The sequence below is a fragment of the Peribacillus butanolivorans genome (assembly GCF_001273755.1).
GTDB lineage: Bacteria > Bacillota > Bacilli > Bacillales > DSM-1321 > Peribacillus > Peribacillus butanolivorans.
Window position 1 is genome coordinate 2,472,071 of record NZ_LGYA01000001.1, and the last position, 22,802, is coordinate 2,494,872.

A 22,802-nucleotide genomic window follows, 5' to 3' on the forward strand; every position below is an offset into this window, starting at 1 on the left:
CTGGAATAGGGCTGCCTTAAACTTTGAACATACATTTCTATAAATCACATCTTTATAATGCTTCCCAAATTGCCGCAATTCCCTGGCCTCCGCCAATGCAAATAGCCGATGCCCCATATTTTTTATTGCGTCTTCTTAATTCATAAATGAGTGCGGTTACGATTCTTGTTCCGGTTGCCGCAAGCGGATGCCCCAATGCGACTGCCCCACCGTTTACATTTCCTATTTCAAGGTTAAACCCTAATTCTTTTTGACAAGCAAGGTACTGAGCTGAGAATGCTTCATTGATTTCGATCAGATCTAAGTCTGCGATTGTTAAGTTTGCTTTTTTCAATGCACTTTGAATGGCCGGAACAGGTCCAATCCCCATGTACTTTGGCTCTACTCCGACTACGTCCCAGGAAACAAGACGAGCAATCGGCTTCAGTCCTTTTACTTCCGCATAGTCACTTGAGGCTACAATGACTGCGGCCGCGCCGTCAACCATGCCACTCGCATTACCTGGTGTTACTACGCCGTTTTCAACAAATCTCGCCTTCAGTTTCCCAAGCTGCACCATGCTAGTATGCCGAATATGTTCATCGTCTTCAATGACTTTATCGCCTTTTCTGCCTTTCACGGTCACAGGTACAATTTCTTCCTTTAAATAGCCTTTTTCTCTTGCAGCAAGGGCACGTTCATGGCTTGTGAAAGCGTGCTGATCTATTTCTTCCCTGGACAGATTATATTTGGCAGCCAAATTTTCAGCGGTTTCACCCATTGTACATTCTCCATAGGTATCGTATAGGCCGTCCCATACCCAGTCTTCTACAACAGGCGCCCCTAGTTGACTTCCCCATCTCATACCGCGAATTACATGCGGTACCTGACTCATGCTTTCAGTTCCTCCTGCTAACACGACATTCGCTTCTCCTGTTAATATGTAACGTGCTGCTGTTAAAATAGATTCAACACCCGTTCCGCATAGTCTATTAATGGTCAATGCAGGGACGTGAATTGGGGTACCAGCTTTTAACCCAACATGTCTTGCTAGCAAATGGGCATCTTTGCTTGATTGCTGCACATTTCCGAATACGACTTGATCGATATCTTCACCTGAAATTTTGGCTCGTCGTATGGCTTCTTTTGCGGCAAAGACGCCTAAGTCCGTTGCTGTGATATCACGGAACGATCCTGAAATTTCAGCAAATGGCGTCCTTGCTCCTTCTAACAATAAGATTTCCTTCACTTCATTCACCTCATTTTATATTAAATCTGTTATTCAATACTCGTTGTTGGGCGTATCATTCAGCCTTATGTTCTTAGCTACCACCATTAAATGTCCTGGAATCTACAGTTGAATACCTCTTTAATTGCCTTCATATCTACCTTTTGGTTTTAATTATCTAGTGTTGCTCACTGTTTATCTTCCTGAATAAATTGGTTCTCTTTTTTCAAAGAAGGCCTTCAGTCCTTCTTTCCGATCTTCCGTTGAAAATGCATTACCAAAGCAAACGCTTTCGATAATCAAACCCGATTCGAGGTCAGTATTGCCTCCAGCATTGACTGCAGTCTTCACCATTTGAAGAGCAACAGGTGGTTTTTTCGCCAATTTTCCGGCCCATTCCTTCGCTGTCTCCAGCACCTCTCCAGCAGCGACCAATTTATTGACAATATGTAAATCCAGTGCCCGTTGCGCATTGATCATATCTCCGAAGTAAAGCAGTTCTTTGGCCACACCCTGTCCGACGATCTTCTGTAGCCGCTGGGTACCACCTCCCCCTGGAATGATACCGAGGCCCACTTCCGGGAAGGCAAACTTCGCCCGTTCCGAACTTATTCGCAGGTCACAGGCAAGCGCGAGCTCGAGACCCCCACCCAGCGCCATTCCATTCAACGCGGCAATGACCGGCTTCGTCACATTCTCAATTTTCGTAAATACCGTTCTGGATGTCTTGTTCATCATATTGATTCCGACAAGATCAAGACTTGCCATTTCATTGATGTCGGCCCCTGCGACGAACGCTTTCTCCCCGCTGCCAGTAAGGACAATCGCTCGAACATCTTCATTGGCTTCAAGCTCGTCAATTATGATTGAAAGTTCTTGGAATACCTGTGTGTTCAATGGATTGACGGGCGGCCGGTTAATGGTTACAACTGCGACTTTATCCTCGATTTCACATAATAAAAATTTATACATTCATTCCAACCCCATTCTTATTATTTATAGTCGTAAAACCCAGCCCCTGTTTTCTTACCGTGTCTTCCCGCCCTGACTAGCTGTTTCAGAAGAAGAGGGGGAGCAAAATGATCATCGTTGAATTCCTCTTTGAAATACTCCATCACGTGGTACCCAATATCCACGCCCGCAAAGTCCTGCAGTGTGAATGGACCCATAGGATAGTTCAGGCCTAGCGTAACAGCCTTATCGATATCTTCAGCAGACGCCACACCTTCTTCCAGCAGCTTGATCGCCTCGATAAACTGTGGAATCATGATCCGGTTGACAATGAATCCCGGCGTATCTTTTTTCACCTCTACCGGTTCTTTGGTCAGCTGTTTAGAGAGTTCTTTCAATTTTTCTACAGTTTCATCGCTTGTCTGATATCCACGAACCACCTCTACAAGTTTCATTAATTGTGCCGGGTTAAAGAAATGCATACCAGCCACCCGTTCCGGATGCTGTGTCGCCGCTGCAATTTCAGTAATCGACATCGAAGATGTGTTAGTTGCCAGAATCACACCTTCACGAACGATTTGGTCGAGTTTAGAGAACACTTGTTTTTTCAAATGGAGATCTTCCAAAACAGCTTCAATCACGACATCCGCGTCTTTCATATCTTCAAGGCCCGTCGTGGTTTGAATGCGTCCGAGCGTTTCTTGTTTTTGATTTTCGGTCATTTTTCCCCTTGCAACACTTTTTTCCATAAAGTTTCCAATACGTTTTATTGCATTTTCCAAATAGCTGTCTTCAATGTCACACAAGATTACTGTAAACCCATTCATTGCCGCTAGATTCGCTATGCCTGAGCCCATTGAACCTGCACCAACTACCCCGATTGTTTGAATTTGAACTTCCATCTCTCCATCTCCCGACTGTATAAAAAATTATCAATATTCTGTAAATTAATTATAACCTTGGAAATCTTGGGTTTGTACCTACAAAACGAGGGGAAAATCTATAATTTTTTCGTCTATTTTGTAGGATAAAAAAACAGCCTATAAAGGCTGTTTTAGATAAGTCCACCATTCATATCATAAAGCTTTAATGCCATCATCAAATTGAACCGGACTTCAGCGTCATTTAATTCGGCATCCAAAAGCAATTCGATCTTTTCAAGCCGGTATAAGAGGGAACTCCGATGAATATAAAGTTCTTCAGCCGTGCCTTTTACATTCCCGTTATTTTGAAGGAAAACATGGAGAGTATTGAACAGATCGATGTTTTTCCCTTCCGAATATTTGATGAGTGGACCTAGTTGGCTCTTCACAAATAAATCAATGACAGTTGAATGATCCAAGTGATGGAGAATGGTATAGGAACCGAGGTCTTTAAAAAGTGAAAAACCAGTGTTCTCGAACCGACTGCTTACTATATTCAATGTCTGAACAGCCTGCTGATAGCTCACATAATAATCCTGGATATTCTCCGTTTCACTCCCGATCCCCATCAGTACTCTACAATCGATAGGTCCCTTCGCGGCCCAGCGCTGAATACTTTCAAAAAGCGTGGCCCAAAACTTTTTCGGCTTATCCCCTTCCTTTTCCGTTGAAACAATGAGAACAAACTTTTCGTCATGTGATGCAGATATAAAGGTACGATCGAGTTCCGACAGATGAGATTTTATCGAATCCCAAACAAGCGTTTTTTTCGTCTGCTGTTCAAGAAGATTGCTTCCTTCCATTTCACTTCCATCAAGCTCTATGGACAAAACAGCCAACCGATGGCGGCTGAACAGGTCCCATTGAAATAAGTTTGCATATTGAATAATGCTTTCTTCATTATCAATTTTTTCTGTCAGCAATTTGCTAATGAAGCTGTCCTTCGCCTGTTCTTTTGCATCCAGGACGAGCTTTTGCTTTATAAACTGGATTGAGCAAATATTCCGAGCTAAATCGACCGTCAGACGGTCGAACTCGTCCATTTCTACACCAGACCTGCGAATGGCTAGGTAGCCAAGCAAATTGCCACCACCACTAACTGGCCAGAATGAAAAATAATAGTCTACATTACTGGGATCTTGCATGGTGATAAGCTCTTTCCCTTTTTGATTTCCGAGTTCTTCCTTTGCTCTTTCAGCCAACTGATGTGTATATAGCGGGCCACCTTCATGTTCATAGTTCAGAAATGATAACTCCCGCATAAACCGGTCAAATAAGATGACCGAACTTTGAAATATTCCGCTGAGCATGGTTGTGATGCTATCAAAATTGTCAACTTCAACCGTTTCTTTCACAAGCGCTTGCTGAGAATCCAAAAGAAATTGAAGCCTGTGTTTATGGTCTCTTTCGCTATGATATAAACGAGCATTTTCAAGCAAAGTGGCAACGTGTTTGGACAACAGCTCCAACATTCTCAAATCATCTTCCGAAAATACACCTGTCCCTTCGTTCCCAATATGCAAGACTCCTATCGGTTTCAGGTCAATGAAGAGAGGAATCGTCAGCTGATTCCCACCAGGTGTTTCTAGAAAGGGAAAGTGGTCTTTCAGCATATAATTATCTTGGACCATAATTTTTTTTGCGTATTCCATCTTCCCGTAAGCGGGTTGTTGGAATACTAAACAGTTTTCTTTTTCATTATATAAATAAATGCACGCAAAATCAGCATTAGTCCCCTTTCCTGCCCTAGAGGTCAGTTCAGCGATATGGGTTTCAAATGGTGCATCGAGTGAGAGGTTTTTGCTAATCCATTCAATGCCTTCTATTTTTTTCAGCTGTGTTTTCTTTTGCCTGGCCATTGCCATGGCTACTGCCATATCCTTTCCAAATTCCTCAAAATGAATTTCCATATCCAAAAGCGGCACGAAGCTTAAGAAACCAACTATGCAGAAGCCAAAATGGTGAATGTCGTCTTTGAGGGGGACAGTAAACCAAGTTTTAATATTGGCCTTCTTCAATATTTTTGCCATATGGCAATTTTTCGGAACATCCGCTGTTTTATACGTTACGCTTTGGTGGAAGAGTTTGGAAGAACAGTCAACTGTGGAAAATGGAAAGGCTTCGGTTACAGAAGGTATGTTGCCGCTCCACGCTTTCGGCAAAAGCTGCCCACCCTCATCTAACACGACACCAACAAAATCGCAGTATAGTTCAGATCGAAAGGAATCGGTCAAATACTGCAGTGCCTCTTCTTCTGTGTCAATCTTAATCAGATAACGCGATGTCTTTCGCAAATGATTATCTACTTTTCTCATTAATTTCTCTCTTTTGCTGTCAGACAAAATCCATCCCTCCTTCCGGAATTCTCTCTAAATCTATTGTAAATGAAGAAACACATAATGAAAGAGGGAAAACCAAAAATCAAAGTACCTGATAAAATTTCATTTGAACATCATACGGTCTTCTGATGCCTTCTCCTACAAAAATATTTCGATTTAAAAAAGCATATTCTTCACTGCCTGTCTCAAACAAGGGAGCCGTTTTAAAATAATATGATCCAATTGGAACCTCTTCCCCTTGGATTATACGGTCAATAATATCTTTGGGACCATACCGGTACCCTTTGTTCACAACATAAATAGGTACCCCCTCATCTGTTTGAATCGTATAATGGGCAAGTGCTTCCGTCATGCCGTCATATCGAATCATCTGGTAATCCGCGCCACCTGGCAAAACAATTCCTTTTATCCCAGGCCCGGAAAACGTTCCACCCGTTATAGGAATGACTCTTCTTATACCAGTTCCTACATCCCCTACTTCAATAGGGTCGTCCACATGTATATTCGCAGTAAAAATATGCCTCAGATTAATGCCCATGTCCTCTTCCCCTTCCTCTCAGTCGTAAATCCCGAAGAGAGCATCTCATCGGGATTTCTGAATATTATTTAGCGGCATTAAAACGATCTTCTGCCGATTCAGGTTGGTTCGCTTCCTTATTATAATTACCATGCTTCTCCTGAACGAACAGCATTGCGAATCCCCCAAGCACAGCGGCGCTTGCAATTGCTGCGAAGTTATACTGGGGCTGCAGGTTCATTGTAAGAAGAATACCTACGAATGTCGGAGCCACTATCCCCCCCATACGTCCAAAAGCCATTGTACTGCCTAGGGCAGTGGAACGCATTTCAGTAGGATAATACTGGGAAACAAATGCATTTGACATATTCTGTACACCCACCGATGCAGCACCTATTACTGAAATCAGGGCGTATGCGATAAATGGACTGTTCGTGAAGCCGATGAGCGACAGGGCAATCGCACCACAGAAGAACAGGGGAACAAGTACTTTCTTAAAGCCTAGTTTATCCACCAATCGCCCAAATACAATGGTACCTACAATAGCTCCGATTTGCATAACCGCAATAAAGGTGAGGCTTGATTTAAGGTCATAACCAGCCTGCATCATAAGGCGTGGAAGCCATGTATTCATCGAGTAAATCAAAATAAATGCGCTGAAGCAGGAAATCCAGAACATCACGGTGCTTAGTGCACGTTTTTGTTCGAACAATTTTACGACAGGTGAACCTGGTGCTCTCTCATTAGGTTTCTTAATCTCTATTGCCTCTTTCACGTTTATTGTTGGGTCAATCTTGGCAAGAACTTTCTTGGCTTCTTCCACTTTACCAGTTTGAATTAGGAAACTAACAGATTCCGGTATGATTTTGATTAAAAATGGAAAGAACAAGAGAGGGATTCCCGCGAGCCAGAAAACGGGCTCCCAGCCAGCCGTCGGCAGAAGCGACCGGCTTGTAAGCGAAGCCGCTATAGCTCCAACCGAATAACCACAAAAAACGAATGACACAAGAGCAGAACGGATGTGCTTAGGTGCAAATTCAGTGGTCAAGGCAATAACATTTGGCATGACTCCCCCTAGGCCAACACCAGCGATTACACGAAAAATTATAAACATAGTCGGTCCATTAGCGAACCCAGATAGCAGTGTGAAAAAGCTGAAGAGGAAAATGGTCAACAAGATAATTTTCTTTCTGCCCAATTTGTCTGCAAGTAACCCGAATACAATTGCGCCGGCCGCTGTACCCATTACCGTATAACTACCAATTGCACCTGCTGTCACATCAGATATTCCCCATTCCTTAATAAGGGACGGAACGACAGCCCCGTAAATGACAACATCATATCCATCAAACAAAATGACGAGAAAAAGCCAGAAAACAAGCCAAATATGAAATGAATGAATGCGGCTTCCGTCGATTACTTTCATTGGGTTAATCAACTTCATTATTATTGCCCTCCTTTAAATTTAGTTTCATTTAACAAATCGTATACTGCAACAATAGGAAACGCTTTCATTTTTTAATAACCTTTGTTCCTCCTCTTTAATATCTAAATTTTCCGTAATCTAATTTTATTAGCTGGCGTTTAAGATTGTTAGCCACTTAATGTAGGAAAAAAGAAGTTTATTTTCAGTTATTATGTAGTCTATTCGGATAGTTCAACCTACCCATTAACTAGTACAACAGCTGAGTGATATAAAAAAGAAGAAGTTCGCTAATTTAATACGCACAGTTTTCTTCTTAATGTACTTGAATCATTTGACAAATATATATAGTGCTATAGAGAAGCAAGGAACTCCGTTTATAAAATCTCCCTTACTTCTAATCTCTTTCGAATCCTAAACCCGTTGAATTTATAAGGGTCGAGCCATAAATTAAAAGTAAGATGGATATTATGTAGTCTTCTCAGTTAAACCCATGGCTACTAACCATGTTGTTATGGCCTTATCAGTATATTCTAGCGAGGCTATTGTTCATATGAAAATTGCTTTTTAGTTTCGTATCCATGTTTATGTGTGAATTCCTTATGATGGCAAATTGAACCTATCTTTAAAACATGGAAATCATTTTTTCGTATTCATCACTGTAATTCTGTAAAATTAGAACGACTAGAATGTCACTTATACGGACAATTAATAAGTATCCTTCTTTGTTCCTCTATCATGTTTCAAATGCGCTAATTACTCCTCATCAAGAAGAAACGAGAATTAAGCGAATATAAAGCGATTTATATCATAAAAGATTATTTTCCACTTATTTATCAATCTTTACAAAAAGACACCCAAGAATTAACAAAGATATTGTTTCGTCTGTTCAATCTCTTACAGAAAAACGGACGAAAATCCCATAGGTATGAGAAGAAAACCGTCTTTGATATCTTAGGTGTCGTATACAACTTTTCTATGTCTCAGAATCATGTAGCGTAATCCAAAAAATTGAAACCCGATAGGATTTATTTGGTATGCAAACCTTTAAAATACTTAAACTGTATCTTTAGAAAAAAGAAAAATCTCACGTGAAATTAAACGGTACATATTAGTCATGTTCAATATGTACCGCCCTTCATTTTTAAAAGTTTTTTCAATTTTGGTCTTAATAACGTATACTTTCTGCGTTTTGTTGCTGGGACCCCTTTTTAATCGGTAAATTTTTTGAAGCTAAACTTACAATAATGGTTATTAAAATATTTATAAATAATGCTATTGCTCCTGTACTAATGTCGTTAATAGTGTGTGGGACTGTTGGAAAAAAGGTTTCGATTTTTATATTGAAAGTCGTAGCATACAATACAATGAGCACTCCTGTAATAATTCCAGTCATTGCGCCATATTTATTAATATAATTTTTGGGGGAAAAGCTAAGGAATAATGCAGGTGCCAATTGTGCGATAAGACTGTATGACATGATGTTTAACAGTGCAAGTGCTGCCCCGCCAGATATGGTGAAGATTAAAGCAGTCAAAGAAAGGATAATGATGAATATTTTTGAGGCTACTAATTGTTGTTTTTCGGTAGCTTTTGGAAAAATAACATTGTAAACCCCTTTTGTTAAGCCAACAGATGCAGACAATAACATAACAGATGCTGGTACTAGAGCCGTTAGTAAACCAGCTGCTCCAACTATTCCAATGACCCAAGGATCAAATGTTTGAATAGATAATCTTAAAAGAGAAAGATCTCCATCAGCTCCTTGTAAACCAGGGATTTTTACGATAGCTGAAAAGCCAATAAAAAAAACAAACAGTAATAATATGGTGTATAAAGGTAGGGTAATTGCATTTTTGCGAAGTGATTTTTCACCATTTGCTGAGAAAACCACTGAGAAAGAAGTCGGTAATAAATAAAAAGATATTGCATTTAAAAGGATAGTAGAGATAAACCACGGTACACTTAGTCCCTGATTGGCTAACGTTAACAATTCAGGTTTAACATCCTGAACAGACTTAAACATTTGCTGAATCCCGCCAAAATAGTGGAAAGGGATGTATATACCTAAAAAAATAACCACTCCCAAAATCATAATATCTTTAAGCACAGCTGTCCAAGCTGAGCCATGAATACCAGAGAATATTACATATGTTGTAATAACTATTGCACCTATAACACTTGCAACTACAGGTGAAATAGCTCCGTAAGAAGCTTCTGAAACAATGATCCCTAACCCTTTCATTTGTATACAAATATATGGTACAATCGATAAACTTCCCACAATAGCTACAATAATTCCCATTGCACGACTATCGTATTTAGATGCAAAATAGTCAGGTTGTGAAATAATTCCATGTTCTTTACCGTATCTCCAAATTTTAGGTGCAATCCAATAAGATATGATATATGCTAGAAATATATACGTTGGCACATAATATGCAGCAGCACCTTTGGAATATGCCCAACCACTTGCGCCTAGAAAAGTAAAAGTCGTATAAACCTCTCCAGCTATTAATAGAAATAAGAACAAGGTTCCAAAACCTCTGCCACCAACTGAAAATTGCTGCAAATTCATATCTTTTCCTCTTCTTGCTGCTATCCCTATATAAAGAGCTAGGATTAAGAAAATGAAAATAATAAATAATGATATATTCATTCTGTCTCACTCCCTTGATTATCAGGATCAAGCTTATAAACAATGGTTAAAATAATCGAGGAAAGTACCATCCAAAATACAATCCAAAATAAAAGAAAAGGCATTCCTAAGACGTAAGGTTCAATTTTATTTGCAAATGGCAAGAATCCTACAAACCCTATAAAAGGGATTAAGAGTAAGAGTTTAATATATTTCAAAATATGCTCGACCTCCTATTTCATAGTTTGAATTTTTATGGATTAAGAGCAAATATAATAAAAGGATTTGTTAATAGAATAATGTGAAATTAATAGAATTGTAATGAAACTCCTTTTATTAACAAATCCTTTTGCTTAGATCTAATTTTTCATTATTAAATCATTCTCCTTTTGATATACAATTTCTCCATCAATAATCGTTGTCTCCACTTTCAAATCCTTAATACGGTCTGGTTCAGCTTTTAAAATACTGTCATTTAATATTACTAAATCAGCTAATTTCCCTACCTCTAGGCTGCCTTTTATATCTTCTTCAAAACTTGCATAAGCGCCATTCCATGTGTAAAGTTTAATAGCTTCTAGTACACTAATGGATTGATTAGTGCCAATTTCGGCTCCAAATTGGCTTTTTCTATTAACTGCAGTATGAATTCCTAATAAAGGGTTATAATCAGTAACCGGTGCATCTGAACTACCCGCTGCAACAATATCTTTATCTATATAATCACGAGCAGCGTACATATAATTAACACGTTCGCCATAGTTGTGAACATATATCTCGCCAAATTCATATGGAAATGGTGGGTTTGGAATAGGGATGACTTCAAGTTGTTTCATTCTTTCTTGTAAATCTGGGGTTGAAATCCCTGCATGCTCGATTCGATGACGGTGATTTTTCCTTGGAGCTTCTTTTAACGCTCTTTCTACGCAATTTAAATACATTTCAATGGCTTTATCACCTTGAGCGTGTACGGTAATTTGATAGCCTTTTTTATGTGCTTCACCTAGAACTTTGTATATTTCTTCCTCACTATAATAAAGAATCCCGGAATTGTTAGGATCGCTGGAGTAGGGTTCTCGAGTTGCAATCGTTGGACCAGAGCTACTTCCATCTAAAAATATTTTAGCCGGCCCGACTCTAAATTTCTCATCCCCTGTACCGGTTACTATCCCTGCATTCATCATTTTATTTACAAATTTATCGGATTCATTTATGGTACCAATTATTGCATATACCCGAACACGGATTTCTTTGTTTTTTATAGCTGTTTGTAACAAACGATAACAATTAGAATCAAAAGTACCTGCTTCATGAATACTCGTGATACCCCCTGAAATGAAATGATCCGACGCGATTTTAACAGCTTTCATAAGTTCAGCATCTGTATAGCTCGCTACATCATTCATCTTCATATTTGCAGCTTCAATTAATTTACCTGTAAGTTCCCCCTGCTCATTTTTTTCAATTACTCCACCTTGAGGATTCGGTGTCTTTCTTTCAAATCCAGCCTTCTCCAAAGCTGCTGTGTTTACGATACAGATATGTCCACATGTACGAGTAATGATGATTGGATGATCAGTTGAAATGGCATCTAGCTCAGCAATCGTTGGATACCTCTTTTCCTTTATTGTGGTTTCATTAAACCCCCAGGCTCTTATCCATTCACCTTTTGGGGTTTCCAACGATTTTTTCTTAAGCTCATTCAGCAAAGCTGCTACAGAGTCGATGTGACTTTCTTTACAACTGATATTCAACTGAAAAACCCCATATAAAACCAGGTGTGTGTGAGAATCAATAAATCCAGGAAGAAGGGATTTACCTGCTAAGTCAATAACTTCAGTCTTCTCCCCAATGAATTCCTTCATTTCTAAATTTGAACCGACCCCAATTATTCGATTATCCTTTATTGCTACAGATTCTACTATTGAGTTTTGTCTGTCTGATGTAATAACTTCACCATTGATAAATACTAGATTTGCATTCATAAATACACCATCCTTTTTTCATTTTTATGCAAACTATCATATATTAAATTTTCACTGATTGTTCTTCTTGATAGATAATTTCACCATCAATAATAGTTGTTTCTACTTTTAAATCTTTAATTTGGTTTGGGTTGACACTTAAAATGCTGTCATTTAATATAACTAAATCCGCCAACTTTCCGACCTCTATGCTTCCTTTTATCTTTTCTTCAAAACTCGCATAAGCGCCATTCCAGGTGTATAGTTTAATAGCTTCCATTACGCTTATAGATTGATTAGCACCAAACTCCATTCCAGACTGGCTTTTTCTATTGACAGCAACATGAATTCCTAATAAAGGATTATAGTCAGTAACTGGCGCGTCCGATCCACCTGCTGCCATGATGCCACGATCAATAAAATCACGAACAGCGTACATGTGATTAACACGATCACCATAGTGTTGGACATATATCTCTCCAAATTCATATGGAAATGGAGGATTTGGAATAGGAACCATCTCGAGTTTTTTCATTCTCTCTTGTAAATCTGGTGAAGAAATTCCCGCGTGCTCAATCCGATGACGATGGTTTTTTCTTGGTGATTCCTCCAACGCCTTTTCTACACAATTTAAATACATTTCAATGGCTTTATCACCTTGTGCATGTACAGTGATTTGATAGCCTTTTTTATGTGCTTCACCTAAAACCTGGTAGATTTCTTCCTCACTATAATAAAGAATGCCATAATTGTTAGAGTCACTGGAGTACGACTTACGGGTTGCAATTGTTGGCCCGGTGCTACTTCCATCTGTAAACAATTTAACTGGTCCAACTTTGAATCTCTCATCTCCGGTACCAGTTACCACACCAGCTTCGACCATTTTATTAACAAATTCATGGGAGTTATTTACCTGACATATCATTGCATATATACGGACACGAATATCCTTACTTTTCACAGCTTGTTGCAGTAAACGGTAACTCTCAGGACCATTTCCACCTGCCTCATGTATACTTGTTATGCCCGCTGCAACGAAATGATCTGATGCTATTTTCACAGCCTTCATCAGTTCACTTTCTGTATAACTTGCAACCTCATTCATACCCATATTTGCTGCTTCAATTAACTTTCCTGTAAGCCTTCCTGACTGATTCTTTTCAATAACTCCCCCATTAGGATCCGGTGTGTTCTCGTTAATTTGCGAAATTTCTAATGCTTTGCTGTTCACCACGCTTATATGGTTGCAAGTACGGGATACAATAATGGGGTGTTCAACTGAAATTTCATCCAGCTCAGCGATTGTTGGATAACGCTTTTCCTTCACAGCCGTTTCATTAAAGCCCCAAGCACGTATCCATTCACCTTTAGGAGTTTCTAAGGCTTTCTTTTTCAGGTCATCTAACAAAGCCTCGATAGAATCGATATGTTCAGCTTTACAACTTACCGCCAACTGATTCACCCCATAAAAAATGAGGTGAATATGAGAATCAATGAATCCAGGAAGAAGCGTTTTTCCTTGCAGGTCAAATACATCCGTTTTTTCTCCTATAAAACTCTTAACCTCCTGATTTGAACCAACAACTGCGATACGATTATCTTTTATTGCTACAGCTTCGACTACTGTATTCTTTTGATCTGCTGTAATAACTTCTCCATTTATCAATACAACATCAGCTTTCATAAACTCATCCCTTTCAGAATTCCTCTTTTAGAGTGTTCAGTTCAGTATTAAAAAAAGTTATATCTCTCGATTTGCTATTCCGTGTTTTAACAAGATTTATCAATAATTAGTTAAAGTTGAAATAAACATTCTTTTATTGTTTTAACAATAAAAGTAAAGTCATCTTCTGTAATGCTTAATGGAGGAGAAATTTGCAAAACATTATTGTATCCTGCAACGGTGTCTCCATTTTTACCGATAATCAGTCCCTTTTCTTTACAAGCACTGATGACTTTGTTCATCTTTTCAATGGCAGCCGGTTCTTTTGTTTGCTTATCTTCCACTAGTTCAATACCTAAAAGAAGGCCTTTTCCACGAACATCTCCCACGTTTGGATGTTCCTTTACATCCTCTAGTTCACGTAACAGTCGTTCACCCAATTCTTTGGAGCGTTCAATGAGTTTCTCATTCTCCATGATTTCCAAATTCTTCAGAGCCAGAGCGCAGGCAGCAGGATTTCCTCCGAACGTATTCACATGTCGGAAGCGGTCATAATCTTCACTGCCTATGTAAGCCTCATAAATCTCTCGTCTGACTGCCGTTGCTGACAAAGGAAGATACGCACTTGTAATACCTTTTGCCATTGTAATGATATCTGGTTTGACGCCATAGTTCATAAATCCAAACGGCTTCCCTGTCCGGCCAAATCCGCATATCACTTCATCACAAATAAGCAACGCACCGTGCTTCTCACAAATTTCTTTCACTTTTGCCATATATCCATCAGGAGGCATTAAAATTCCGCCCCCGGTAATAATCGGCTCCATAATCACACCGGCTACTGTTTGGCTTAACTCCCATGTCATGACACGATCGATTTCATCAGCACTTGCCAGCGTATGAACATCATCTGGATTACGATACGTATCAGGCGGCGCTACATGCAGAAAACCTTGTCCTAATGGTTCATATTTGTACTTTCTTTGTGCTTGACCTGTTGCTGCAAGAGCCCCCATTGAATTACCATGGTAAGCGCGATAGCGTGAAATAAACTTATAGCGTCCATGGTTCCCTTTTTGCTGATGATATTGACGAGCAATTTTAAACGCCGTTTCATTCGCTTCCGACCCGCTGTTAGAAAAGAAAATGACATAATCATCACCAAGCCATTCATTCAATTTTTCTGCTAACTTAATAGCAGGAACATGGCTTTGTGTCAGAGGAAAGTACGGCATTTCTTCAAGCTGTTCAAAAGCCGCTCTCGCAAGCTCTTTGCGGCCATACCCGACATTCACACACCAAAGACCAGACATACCGTCTAAATAACGATTTCCATCAATATCCGTCACCCATGCCCCTTCTGCTTTTGTGATAATTAAATTCGTTGGACTAGGAGCTGCTCCTCTCATTGCATGCCAAAGGTACTTTTCATCTGCTTTTTGCAAATTTTGTGTTTGTTCTGTCGCTTGCACAATCACCAACTCCATTCTTTCCTTTTATGATTTTATGATTTTACATCACTCTTTTAATAACGAGCGGTAAGCATTTTCTTGCGAGTATAGAATTCTACGCCATCTTTTCCATTTGCATGGAGATCGCCATAGAAGGATTTCTTATAACCTGAGAATGGGAAGAATGCCATTGGTGCAGGTACTCCAAGATTGACCCCAAGCATACCTGCATCAATTTCTTCACGGAATTCACGAATGGCTTTAGCGCTATTGGTGTACAGGCATGCACCATTTGCGAATGGCGATGCATTAGCAACATTAATCGCTTCTGTCAAGTCTTTTACGCGTACAACAGAAAGAACCGGTGCGAAGATTTCATCCTGCCAGATTTTCATTTCCTGTGTCACATTGTCAAAAATCGTTGGGCCAACAAAATAACCTTGGCCGTTTGCTGCATCGTCTTCACGTCCGTCACGAATAAGTGTCGCTCCCTGCTCTACACCGGATTGAATGTAGCCGAGTGTCCGCTCTTTATGTCCTTCACGAATAACGGGACCAAGGAAAACACCTTCTTCCAGACCATTGCCAATAGTAATAACATTAGCCGCTTGAAGCAGTCTTTTAACGAGCTCATCTGCAACGTCTTCTTCCACGACAACAACAGCCGCCGCCATGCATCGTTCACCGGCTGAACCGAAGGCAGCATTTGTAATTTCTTTCGCTGCAGAACTAAGGTCCGCATCTTTTAATACGATCGAATGATTTTTTGCCCCTGCAAGAGCTTGTACACGTTTGCCGTTAGCTGCTGCAGTTTTGTATATATACTCAGCCACAGGTTGAGAACCAACGAAGGATACAGCCTTCACATCTTCATTATATAAAATGCCATTAACAACGTCGTGTGCACCATGCACAATATTTAATACGCCATCTGGAAGACCAGCCTCTTTAAACAGTTCAGCTAAACGATTAACCAACAACGGTGTTCTTTCAGATGGTTTTAATACAAATGTGTTTCCACATGCAATTGCGAGTGGGAACATCCAGCATGGAACCATCATCGGAAAATTAAACGGTGTTATTCCCCCGATTACTCCAATCGGGTAACGATACATTCCCGATTCAACACCAGTGGCAATATCCGGAAGCTGCTGTCCCATCATTAAAGTGGGTGCACCTGCGGCAAATTCAACACATTCAATCCCGCGCAAGACTTCACCGTAAGCTTCTTCATAACTTTTTCCGTTTTCCAGGGTAACGAGTCTAGCTAACTCCTCCCAGTTATCAACTAATAGTTGTTGATAGCGAAATAGAATACGAGCACGTCGAGGAACTGCGACCTTTCTCCATGTTTTGAATGCTTCTTTAGCAGTTGTAACAGCTCTATCTAAATCTTTTCTAGTCGAAAGCGGTACACGAGCAATGACCTCTCCTGTTGCTGGATTTGGTACTTCTTCAACCTGTTTACTTGTGGATTCTATCCATTGTCCGCCAATATAATTTTTCAACGTTAGTACATTTTTCGTTACTGCCATGGTGAAACCTCCTATTTTTAGATAACCGTCCTATGTATTTATTGAATCTGCAAAAGAAAGCGCATTCATATGACGGTATGTAAACCTATATGCATAAATTTCACTACATTTCGTCAACATCTAGTATAAATATTGACAACAGGAGCAGTCATCTGCTTAGCATTTGCCCCCTCCCCATTTCACATTATTTCAGAATGATCTCATGGTTCATTTTATAATTCTTTATCAAAAATACTGGACAATCCCATTCACAGACAAGGTCCTTAGCCAAGGAAACGACCCTTTGTAATATGATACTTTTTTCCATCAACAGTAATAAACACTTCACCGTCAGTCACATAGAAAACTTCCTGTTCTTCTAGATGCCACGTTCCTTTATCCGGTTCGCCTACCCATAGTTCCCACGTGTCAACACCTAGTTGTTGTGCTTCTTCTGCTGTAAGCTTTTTCGCAAAAAACATGATGATCCTCTCTCTTTCTTATAGGTAATTTTGAAGGAATAGGTTCTATAAACGTACTGTCTTAACATTTGTATCTTTTAAACGTTTGAACTCTTTTTTCATAAAGTATATGGCAATGAGAACGCCTGGAATTTCTGCAGCAGGACCTGCGTACCATATACCTTCTACACCCCAGAATTTCGGGAAAATAAATAGAAACGGGAACAAGAACAACAGCACTTTGCTAATACTAATAAACGTTGCGGACCAGTTTCTCTCTTGTGCTTCGAAATAACCTGATATAAGCAAGTTGACTGCATTAAGCGTATACAAAGAATTGAATACAACTGTCGTCCAAATGCCCAGTTTCTGCAATTCAGGATTACCACCGGTGAAAAATGACACAATTGGATTTGCAAAAATGATTAGTATGGCTGTCACAATCACAAAGAAGACAACCGTAAAAATGAGTCCCATCTTAATTGCTTGTTTAACCCGATCAAGGTTGCCCGCACCGTAATTATAACTAATGATCGGTTGAAGTCCTGTCATCCCACCGAGCGCTGCTAAGGCGAGCATATTTGTAATGTAACCGTTTTGAATCGTGAAAGCGGCAACGTGCAGCCCACCACCGTAGCTTTGCAGCATGTTGTTGAAGAAAATAATGGCAATAAACATCATGAACAGACTCGAGAAAGATGCAAAGCCCGTCCAAGCCACTTCACCGATCGTCTTGAGATTAATCATCATATCTTTCATTTTTGGCTTAAGTTTTGTTTTACCAAACCAGAAATAAAAGATCAGGAAAACAGGAATCGATTGCGAAATCGTATTGGCCCATGAGGAACCCATCATCCCCATGTCATACTTCGTTACCATAATCCATTCTGTAATCCCTCCAACAACTGCTGCGACTAACCAACTGATCATTGATAATACAGGTTTTTCATCGATATTGGTTAAAACACTTAATACAACGGCCAATATCGTTAATGGCAATGATATCCATAGTAGTCGGCTATATTGCACCGCATATGGAAGCGCTTCATCACTTGCTCCGAATAAGGTCATAATTTGATTTTCAAAGACCACTCCAAGTACAGCGAGCAAAATGGTGAAGAAAAGAGTAAACCATAAGGTTTGTCCCATAATACCTCTAGCTTCTTCGATTTTCCCTTTTCCAAGTCGAAGTGAAATGACCGCTCCAGCTCCCACACCCAAAAGAACGCCAAGCATACGAGTAATAACCATGACCGTAAATCCAATTCCAATCCCTTCGACTTCCAGCTCCTGAAAGCCACTGACGAAATAGCCATCGACAACCGCTGCAACTCCTAGAATCGCGTTAGCCATAATTCCTGCCAAAGCAAATCGTAAATATAGTAACGGAATACTTTTGGTTCCCAGCACTGAATCATACGCTGGCTTATTCATTACTTCTACTTGCTCTATCTTCGATGACGGACGGTTGTCTGCTATTTCCATAAGCATATCCCCCTATAAATAATTGATGTAGTAAGTTAAGCTCAATTAATTCGCATACCAACCTACAGGCTTGGCATGCTGGTGGATATTGATTTGCTTCGTTTCCATAAAGTGCTCCAGCCCAACAGCACCTAACGCTCTGCCAATTCCACTTTGTTTATATCCTCCCCAAGGACCTTCAACATAGGCGAGATGATAACTATTAATCCAAGTAATTCCCGCACGCAATTTACTAATGACACGTTTTGCTCGATCCATATCTTCAGTAAATACAGCACCAGCTAATCCATAAATAGAATCATTCGCTTTTTGGATGGCATCTTCCTCATCTGTAAATTTCTGTACAACAAGGACTGGACCAAAAATCTCTTCCTTAACAATACGCATATTCGCATTAACATCAGCAAAGATCGTTGGCGCAATAAAAAATCCTCGATCAAGCCCATTTTCTGTTAAGCGCTTACCACCACAAACTAATTTTGCACCTTCTTCGATTCCGCTCTTGATGTAATGTAAAACTTCATTCATATGAGGCTCGTTTGTAAGGGCTCCCATTTCAATGTTTTCGCTTTCCCCGTTGCCAACTACAATTTTGCTTGCACGCTCGGCCAATCTTTCAACAAACTTATCGTAAATGGTCTCTTGTACAAGCAAACGAGATGCAGCTGAACAAACTTGCCCAGCATTGTGGAAAATACCAAACATCGCATTCTCGACAGCAGTTTCAAAATCCACATCGTCGAACACAATAAGTGGAGATTTACCACCCAGTTCAAGTGTGATTTTTTTCATATTGCCCGCAGCTGCGCGCATAATGCTTTGGCCTGTTTTTGTTCCGCCGGTAAAGGCAATCTTGTCAACATCATGGCTCTCGGCAAGCTCATTCCCAACTTTTGATCCAGGTCCCAATACCAAGTTCGCCACTCCGGCCGGAAGTCCAACCTCTTCGATAATTTCAAATAATTTGAATACGCTTACAGGAGTGACCTCAGCAGGCTTAAGTACAATTGTATTCCCTGCGGCGAGTGCAGGAGCAATTTGCCAAACAGCTAACATAAGCGGGAAGTTCCAAGGTACAACAAGTCCACAAACACCAATCGGTTCATGAATAATCATTGTTTCCGAAGAATCAGCACGAGTGTAAGATTCCTTTTTCATGCCTTTGATCAAGTCAGCATAATAGCGGAAGCATTGAATCGATACTGGAATATCCACATAGGTGGTTGCACGAATAACCTTACCGTTATTTGCAGTTTCCAAACGTGCAATTTCAGCTGTCTTCTCTTCAAGACGGTCTGCAATCTTATAGAGATAGTCAGCTCTTTCATCAGCCGATAAATTCGACCAGATCCCGCTGTCAAACGCTTTACGAGCCGCCTTGATCGCTATCTTCGCATCGTCTGCTGATCCATCAGCAGACGATGCGATCACCTCTCCGGTTGCAGGATTGATAATGTTTCGTCTAGCACCGGATAACGCTTCTACCCATTTCCCGTCAATGAACATGTTAATTTTCATAAACAACTCTCCTTTAAGCAATAATATCTTTCAGTTTAAATCCAATATGTGCTAGATTTACCAGCATCGTTTTCTGATTATAGAACGGGAATGATTTGAGGCGTTCCTTTTCAAATCGATATCCACCTGCACTCCCCGTAACGATCCATTGTGCCAATAACTTACCAAACAATGTCGAGAGGGAAGCACCGTGGCCCGTATAACCCGTTGCGAAATATGCGCCTTCTTTGGATCTGCCGATAACCGGGAACGTATCAATTGTAACCCCGATAAATCCACCCCAACGGTATTCAATTTTGCTTCCTGCTAGTTTTGGCATTATTTTAACCATGGCATCGTAAACACTTTGATAAACGGTATCGCCTAAGTTTGGACGAATATCGCCACCGCCAAATACGATCCGATTATCTGGTGTACGTCGGAAATAGTAAAGGAAATTGCTTGTATCAAAAACCATGCGATCTTTAGGAATGACGGTACTCACCAGTGATTCTGACAGCTGTTCAGTAGCAATAATACGTGCCGAAATTGGCAGTACGCCTTTGTTCAGTTCATTCATGATTTTTCCGGAGTAACCATCTGTAGCGACAATAATGTCTTTCGCAGTAACAGCACCTTTTTCTGTTACAACTTTCACACTGTTTTGACCGTACTCAATAGATAGTGCTTTCGAATGCTCAAAGATTTTTGCACCAATCGATTTAGCGGCTTCTCCCAAACCAATTGCATAGTTCAGTGGCTGGAACGAGTAACTCGAGTTGTCGACTAAGCAGCCATAATAAAGTGGGGAATCGATCTCTTGATGCAACTGACTTCGATCAAGTACGCTTGATTCGTACCCGAAATTTTTGTTTAAGTATTCGCTTTCATGTTTCAATCCTTCAAAATGCTTGGCTTTGTAAGCCGCCACAATGTGACCTGTCTTTCTAAAGTTACAGTTGATTTGATGCTCGTCAATGATTTTTTTAACCAGTTCAACACTAAACAGGGAGAGATCGTTAAGCTGCCTCGCCTCGTCGACACCATACTTTTTGGCAAGCTCCTGCACCGTTGGCTTATAGCCTGGCAATACCATCCCGCCGTTACGACCGCTGGCGCCATATCCGATCGTTTCTTGCTCAAGGACAATGACACTCTTCCCTAATTTTTGCAAATGATAAGCAGAAGAAAGACCTGTGAAACCTGCGCCAATTATGACAACATCCGCCTCTTCATTTCCTTCAAGAAGCTTTTCTTTTTCATAGCTGTTTGCAGTCGCTGCCCACAGTGAGAGAGCATCCATTCGATCCATCTTATCCATAGCTAGTTCTACTCCTTTTGTGACATGTATGCTATAATACAGTCAAATTTTATTCACAATATTCACACTTCTTGAATCCATCATATGACTTGGAGTTTCCTCCATGTCAATAGTCATTTGAGCGTTTTTTGAATTCATTTTCGTAAAAAAGTGGAGTAACTCCACTTTCTTCATTGGGGGGGCATCTATGAAAATTGGTACATTTGCAAAGCTTTTTCATGTTACGACCGATACCGTTCGTTATTACATTGAACAGGGATTATTAATACCAGACAAAAAAAACACCCAGTATCAAATGAACCAATTGTGTCTCGACGACATGGCTTTTATTACTGAGCTGAAAAAATTTCATTTTTCACTGTTAGAAATTCAACAAATTTTATCGTATCGGCGTGTCACAAACTTCTCGGACCATGAGGATATCGACTACTACAACAACTTGCTCATTGATAAAAAGAACCAGCTGACCAAGAAAAAAGAAGACATATCAAAAGCTATCCAATTGATTGAAAAAACGGTTCAAACCAACTCGCCTTCATCCAAAGAAGAGGATTTTACAGGGATCCCACTTTCCTTTGTAAATCTACTCTATTGTCCGAAGTGCCACATTCCACTTGAAATGAAAGAGATAACGATTAAAAAAGTCTACATTCAAACGGGGAGTTTAACTTGTACCTGTGGATATGAGGCAGCTATCGAGGAAGGTATTATCATTACCGCGAACTTGTACGAGACGTCTCCTTATCCATCTTATTTTTACGATAAAGAAACGATTAAAGAGATCAATCCCAAAATGATTAACTTATTTGAAAAAAGTAATTTTTGGTTTCAAAAAGTTCTACAAAATGTAGATTTGAAAAACAAATTAATCGTGGAAACAAACGTTGACGCTGTTGTGTCACTACCCAAATATATCGATGTTCTTGAAACGAGCGCATCCTATGTATTCAGTGGCTATTCGCTTGCGATGCTCAAGAAGGTTAGAAAAAGAATTGAGCGTATGAATCCGAAGCCAAATGTCCTTTATATTTTGAATTCTGATTTAAATCTGCCATTGAAGCCGCTTAGCATCGATGTTTTTGTGGATAGTTTTACAGCAAATGATTTTTCACTGCTCAATCCGCAGTTCCCAATTCATGTTCTAAAAAACTATTTCCATAGCAGTTCAACAATTGTCGGCGGGTACTCCTATTATGATAGCTCGGCCAAATCCTTGAAAAATATTTCAGCCTTATATCCAAATTCCCACGAGCATATTTTATATCCAAAATACATAGAAGAAAATATATCAGTTAACGGATTTCAAATCACGCAAAGTGAAAATATCGGTTACTGTACAGATCCAGGACCTTTTTTTGATTATCATGTAATAGACGAAAAATTCCACATGCTAATGTATTTGGCTAGTACGAAAAAATAGCATACAAAAAAAGGCTGTCCGAAAAGTA

Annotated in this window: 16 protein-coding genes and 2 pseudogenes; 2 read left to right on the forward strand and 16 right to left on the reverse strand. The window is 39.9% G+C overall.

Annotated features, from left to right (window positions below; all coding sequences use genetic code 11):
* Window positions 1–52: 52 nt before the first annotated feature.
* The 6 genes from AKG34_RS11355 to AKG34_RS11380 form a co-directional block, all read right to left on the reverse strand.
* Window positions 53–1,228, reverse strand: coding sequence for an acetyl-CoA C-acetyltransferase (locus AKG34_RS11355; RefSeq protein WP_053346177.1), 1,176 nt, complete (start codon window positions 1,226–1,228; stop codon window positions 53–55).
* Between the two features lie 174 nt (window positions 1,229–1,402).
* Complete coding sequence (locus AKG34_RS11360; protein ID WP_053346178.1) at window positions 1,403–2,179, reverse strand: enoyl-CoA hydratase/isomerase family protein; 777 nt, start codon at window positions 2,177–2,179, stop codon at window positions 1,403–1,405.
* Window positions 2,180–2,199: 20 nt separating this feature from the next.
* Window positions 2,200–3,060 carry a 3-hydroxyacyl-CoA dehydrogenase family protein gene (locus AKG34_RS11365; RefSeq protein WP_053346179.1) on the reverse strand — a complete coding sequence of 287 codons (861 nt, stop codon included), beginning with the start codon at window positions 3,058–3,060 and terminating at the stop codon, window positions 2,200–2,202.
* Window positions 3,061–3,212: 152 nt separating this feature from the next.
* Complete coding sequence (locus AKG34_RS11370) at window positions 3,213–5,423, reverse strand: helix-turn-helix domain-containing protein (protein ID WP_053346180.1); 2,211 nt, start codon at window positions 5,421–5,423, stop codon at window positions 3,213–3,215.
* A 79-nt stretch (window positions 5,424–5,502) separates the two neighbouring features.
* Complete coding sequence (locus AKG34_RS11375; protein WP_083450760.1) at window positions 5,503–5,958, reverse strand: DUF3237 domain-containing protein; 456 nt, start codon at window positions 5,956–5,958, stop codon at window positions 5,503–5,505.
* A gap of 64 nt (window positions 5,959–6,022) precedes the next feature.
* Window positions 6,023–7,381 (reverse strand): MFS transporter, encoded by a 1,359-nt coding sequence (locus tag AKG34_RS11380; protein WP_053346181.1) that lies wholly within the window; start codon window positions 7,379–7,381, stop codon window positions 6,023–6,025.
* A 585-nt stretch (window positions 7,382–7,966) separates the two neighbouring features.
* On the opposite strand from AKG34_RS11380, the pseudogene AKG34_RS26910 reads away from it, so the two are divergent.
* Window positions 7,967–8,362 (forward strand): annotated as a pseudogene (locus AKG34_RS26910) (transposase); the annotation flags it as partial.
* Between the two features lie 166 nt (window positions 8,363–8,528).
* Here the strand turns inward: AKG34_RS26910 and AKG34_RS11385 are convergent.
* The 10 genes and pseudogenes from AKG34_RS11385 to AKG34_RS11430 all read right to left on the reverse strand — a co-directional run bounded on the left by AKG34_RS11385 (window position 8,529) and on the right by AKG34_RS11430 (window position 21,354).
* Window positions 8,529–10,019 carry a sodium:solute symporter family protein gene (locus AKG34_RS11385; protein ID WP_053346182.1) on the reverse strand — a complete coding sequence of 497 codons (1,491 nt, stop codon included), beginning with the start codon at window positions 10,017–10,019 and terminating at the stop codon, window positions 8,529–8,531.
* Window positions 10,016–10,216 (reverse strand): DUF3311 domain-containing protein, encoded by a 201-nt coding sequence (locus tag AKG34_RS11390; protein ID WP_053346183.1) that lies wholly within the window; start codon window positions 10,214–10,216, stop codon window positions 10,016–10,018. The genes AKG34_RS11385 and AKG34_RS11390 overlap by 4 nt, the downstream gene beginning before the upstream one ends.
* A 141-nt stretch (window positions 10,217–10,357) precedes the next feature.
* Window positions 10,358–11,983, reverse strand: a complete 1,626-nt coding sequence (locus AKG34_RS11395; protein ID WP_053346184.1) for an amidohydrolase — start codon at window positions 11,981–11,983, stop codon at window positions 10,358–10,360.
* Between the two features lie 43 nt (window positions 11,984–12,026).
* On the reverse strand, window positions 12,027–13,646 hold the full coding sequence (locus AKG34_RS11400; protein WP_053346185.1) for an amidohydrolase: 1,620 nt from the start codon (window positions 13,644–13,646) through the stop codon (window positions 12,027–12,029).
* Window positions 13,647–13,756: 110 nt separating this feature from the next.
* Window positions 13,757–15,097, reverse strand: coding sequence for an aspartate aminotransferase family protein (locus AKG34_RS11405; RefSeq protein WP_053348083.1), 1,341 nt, complete (start codon window positions 15,095–15,097; stop codon window positions 13,757–13,759).
* A 53-nt stretch (window positions 15,098–15,150) separates the two neighbouring features.
* Window positions 15,151–16,611 (reverse strand): CoA-acylating methylmalonate-semialdehyde dehydrogenase, encoded by a 1,461-nt coding sequence (locus tag AKG34_RS11410; RefSeq protein ID WP_053346186.1) that lies wholly within the window; start codon window positions 16,609–16,611, stop codon window positions 15,151–15,153.
* Window positions 16,612–16,795: 184 nt separating this feature from the next.
* Window positions 16,796–17,072: pseudogene (locus AKG34_RS11415) on the reverse strand (cupin domain-containing protein).
* Window positions 17,073–17,117: 45 nt separating this feature from the next.
* Window positions 17,118–18,536 carry an MATE family efflux transporter gene (locus tag AKG34_RS11420; protein WP_053346187.1) on the reverse strand — a complete coding sequence of 473 codons (1,419 nt, stop codon included), beginning with the start codon at window positions 18,534–18,536 and terminating at the stop codon, window positions 17,118–17,120.
* 45 nt (window positions 18,537–18,581) lie between these two features.
* Window positions 18,582–20,054, reverse strand: coding sequence for an aldehyde dehydrogenase family protein (locus AKG34_RS11425; protein ID WP_053346188.1), 1,473 nt, complete (start codon window positions 20,052–20,054; stop codon window positions 18,582–18,584).
* A 13-nt stretch (window positions 20,055–20,067) separates the two neighbouring features.
* Window positions 20,068–21,354, reverse strand: coding sequence for an NAD(P)/FAD-dependent oxidoreductase (locus AKG34_RS11430; protein WP_053346189.1), 1,287 nt, complete (start codon window positions 21,352–21,354; stop codon window positions 20,068–20,070).
* Window positions 21,355–21,541: 187 nt separating this feature from the next.
* On the opposite strand from AKG34_RS11430, the gene AKG34_RS11435 reads away from it, so the two are divergent.
* The gene (locus AKG34_RS11435) at window positions 21,542–22,774 is read left to right on the forward strand and encodes a MerR family transcriptional regulator (RefSeq protein WP_053346190.1); all 1,233 of its coding nucleotides are present in this window, start codon (window positions 21,542–21,544) and stop codon (window positions 22,772–22,774) included.
* Window positions 22,775–22,802 lie beyond the last annotated feature (28 nt).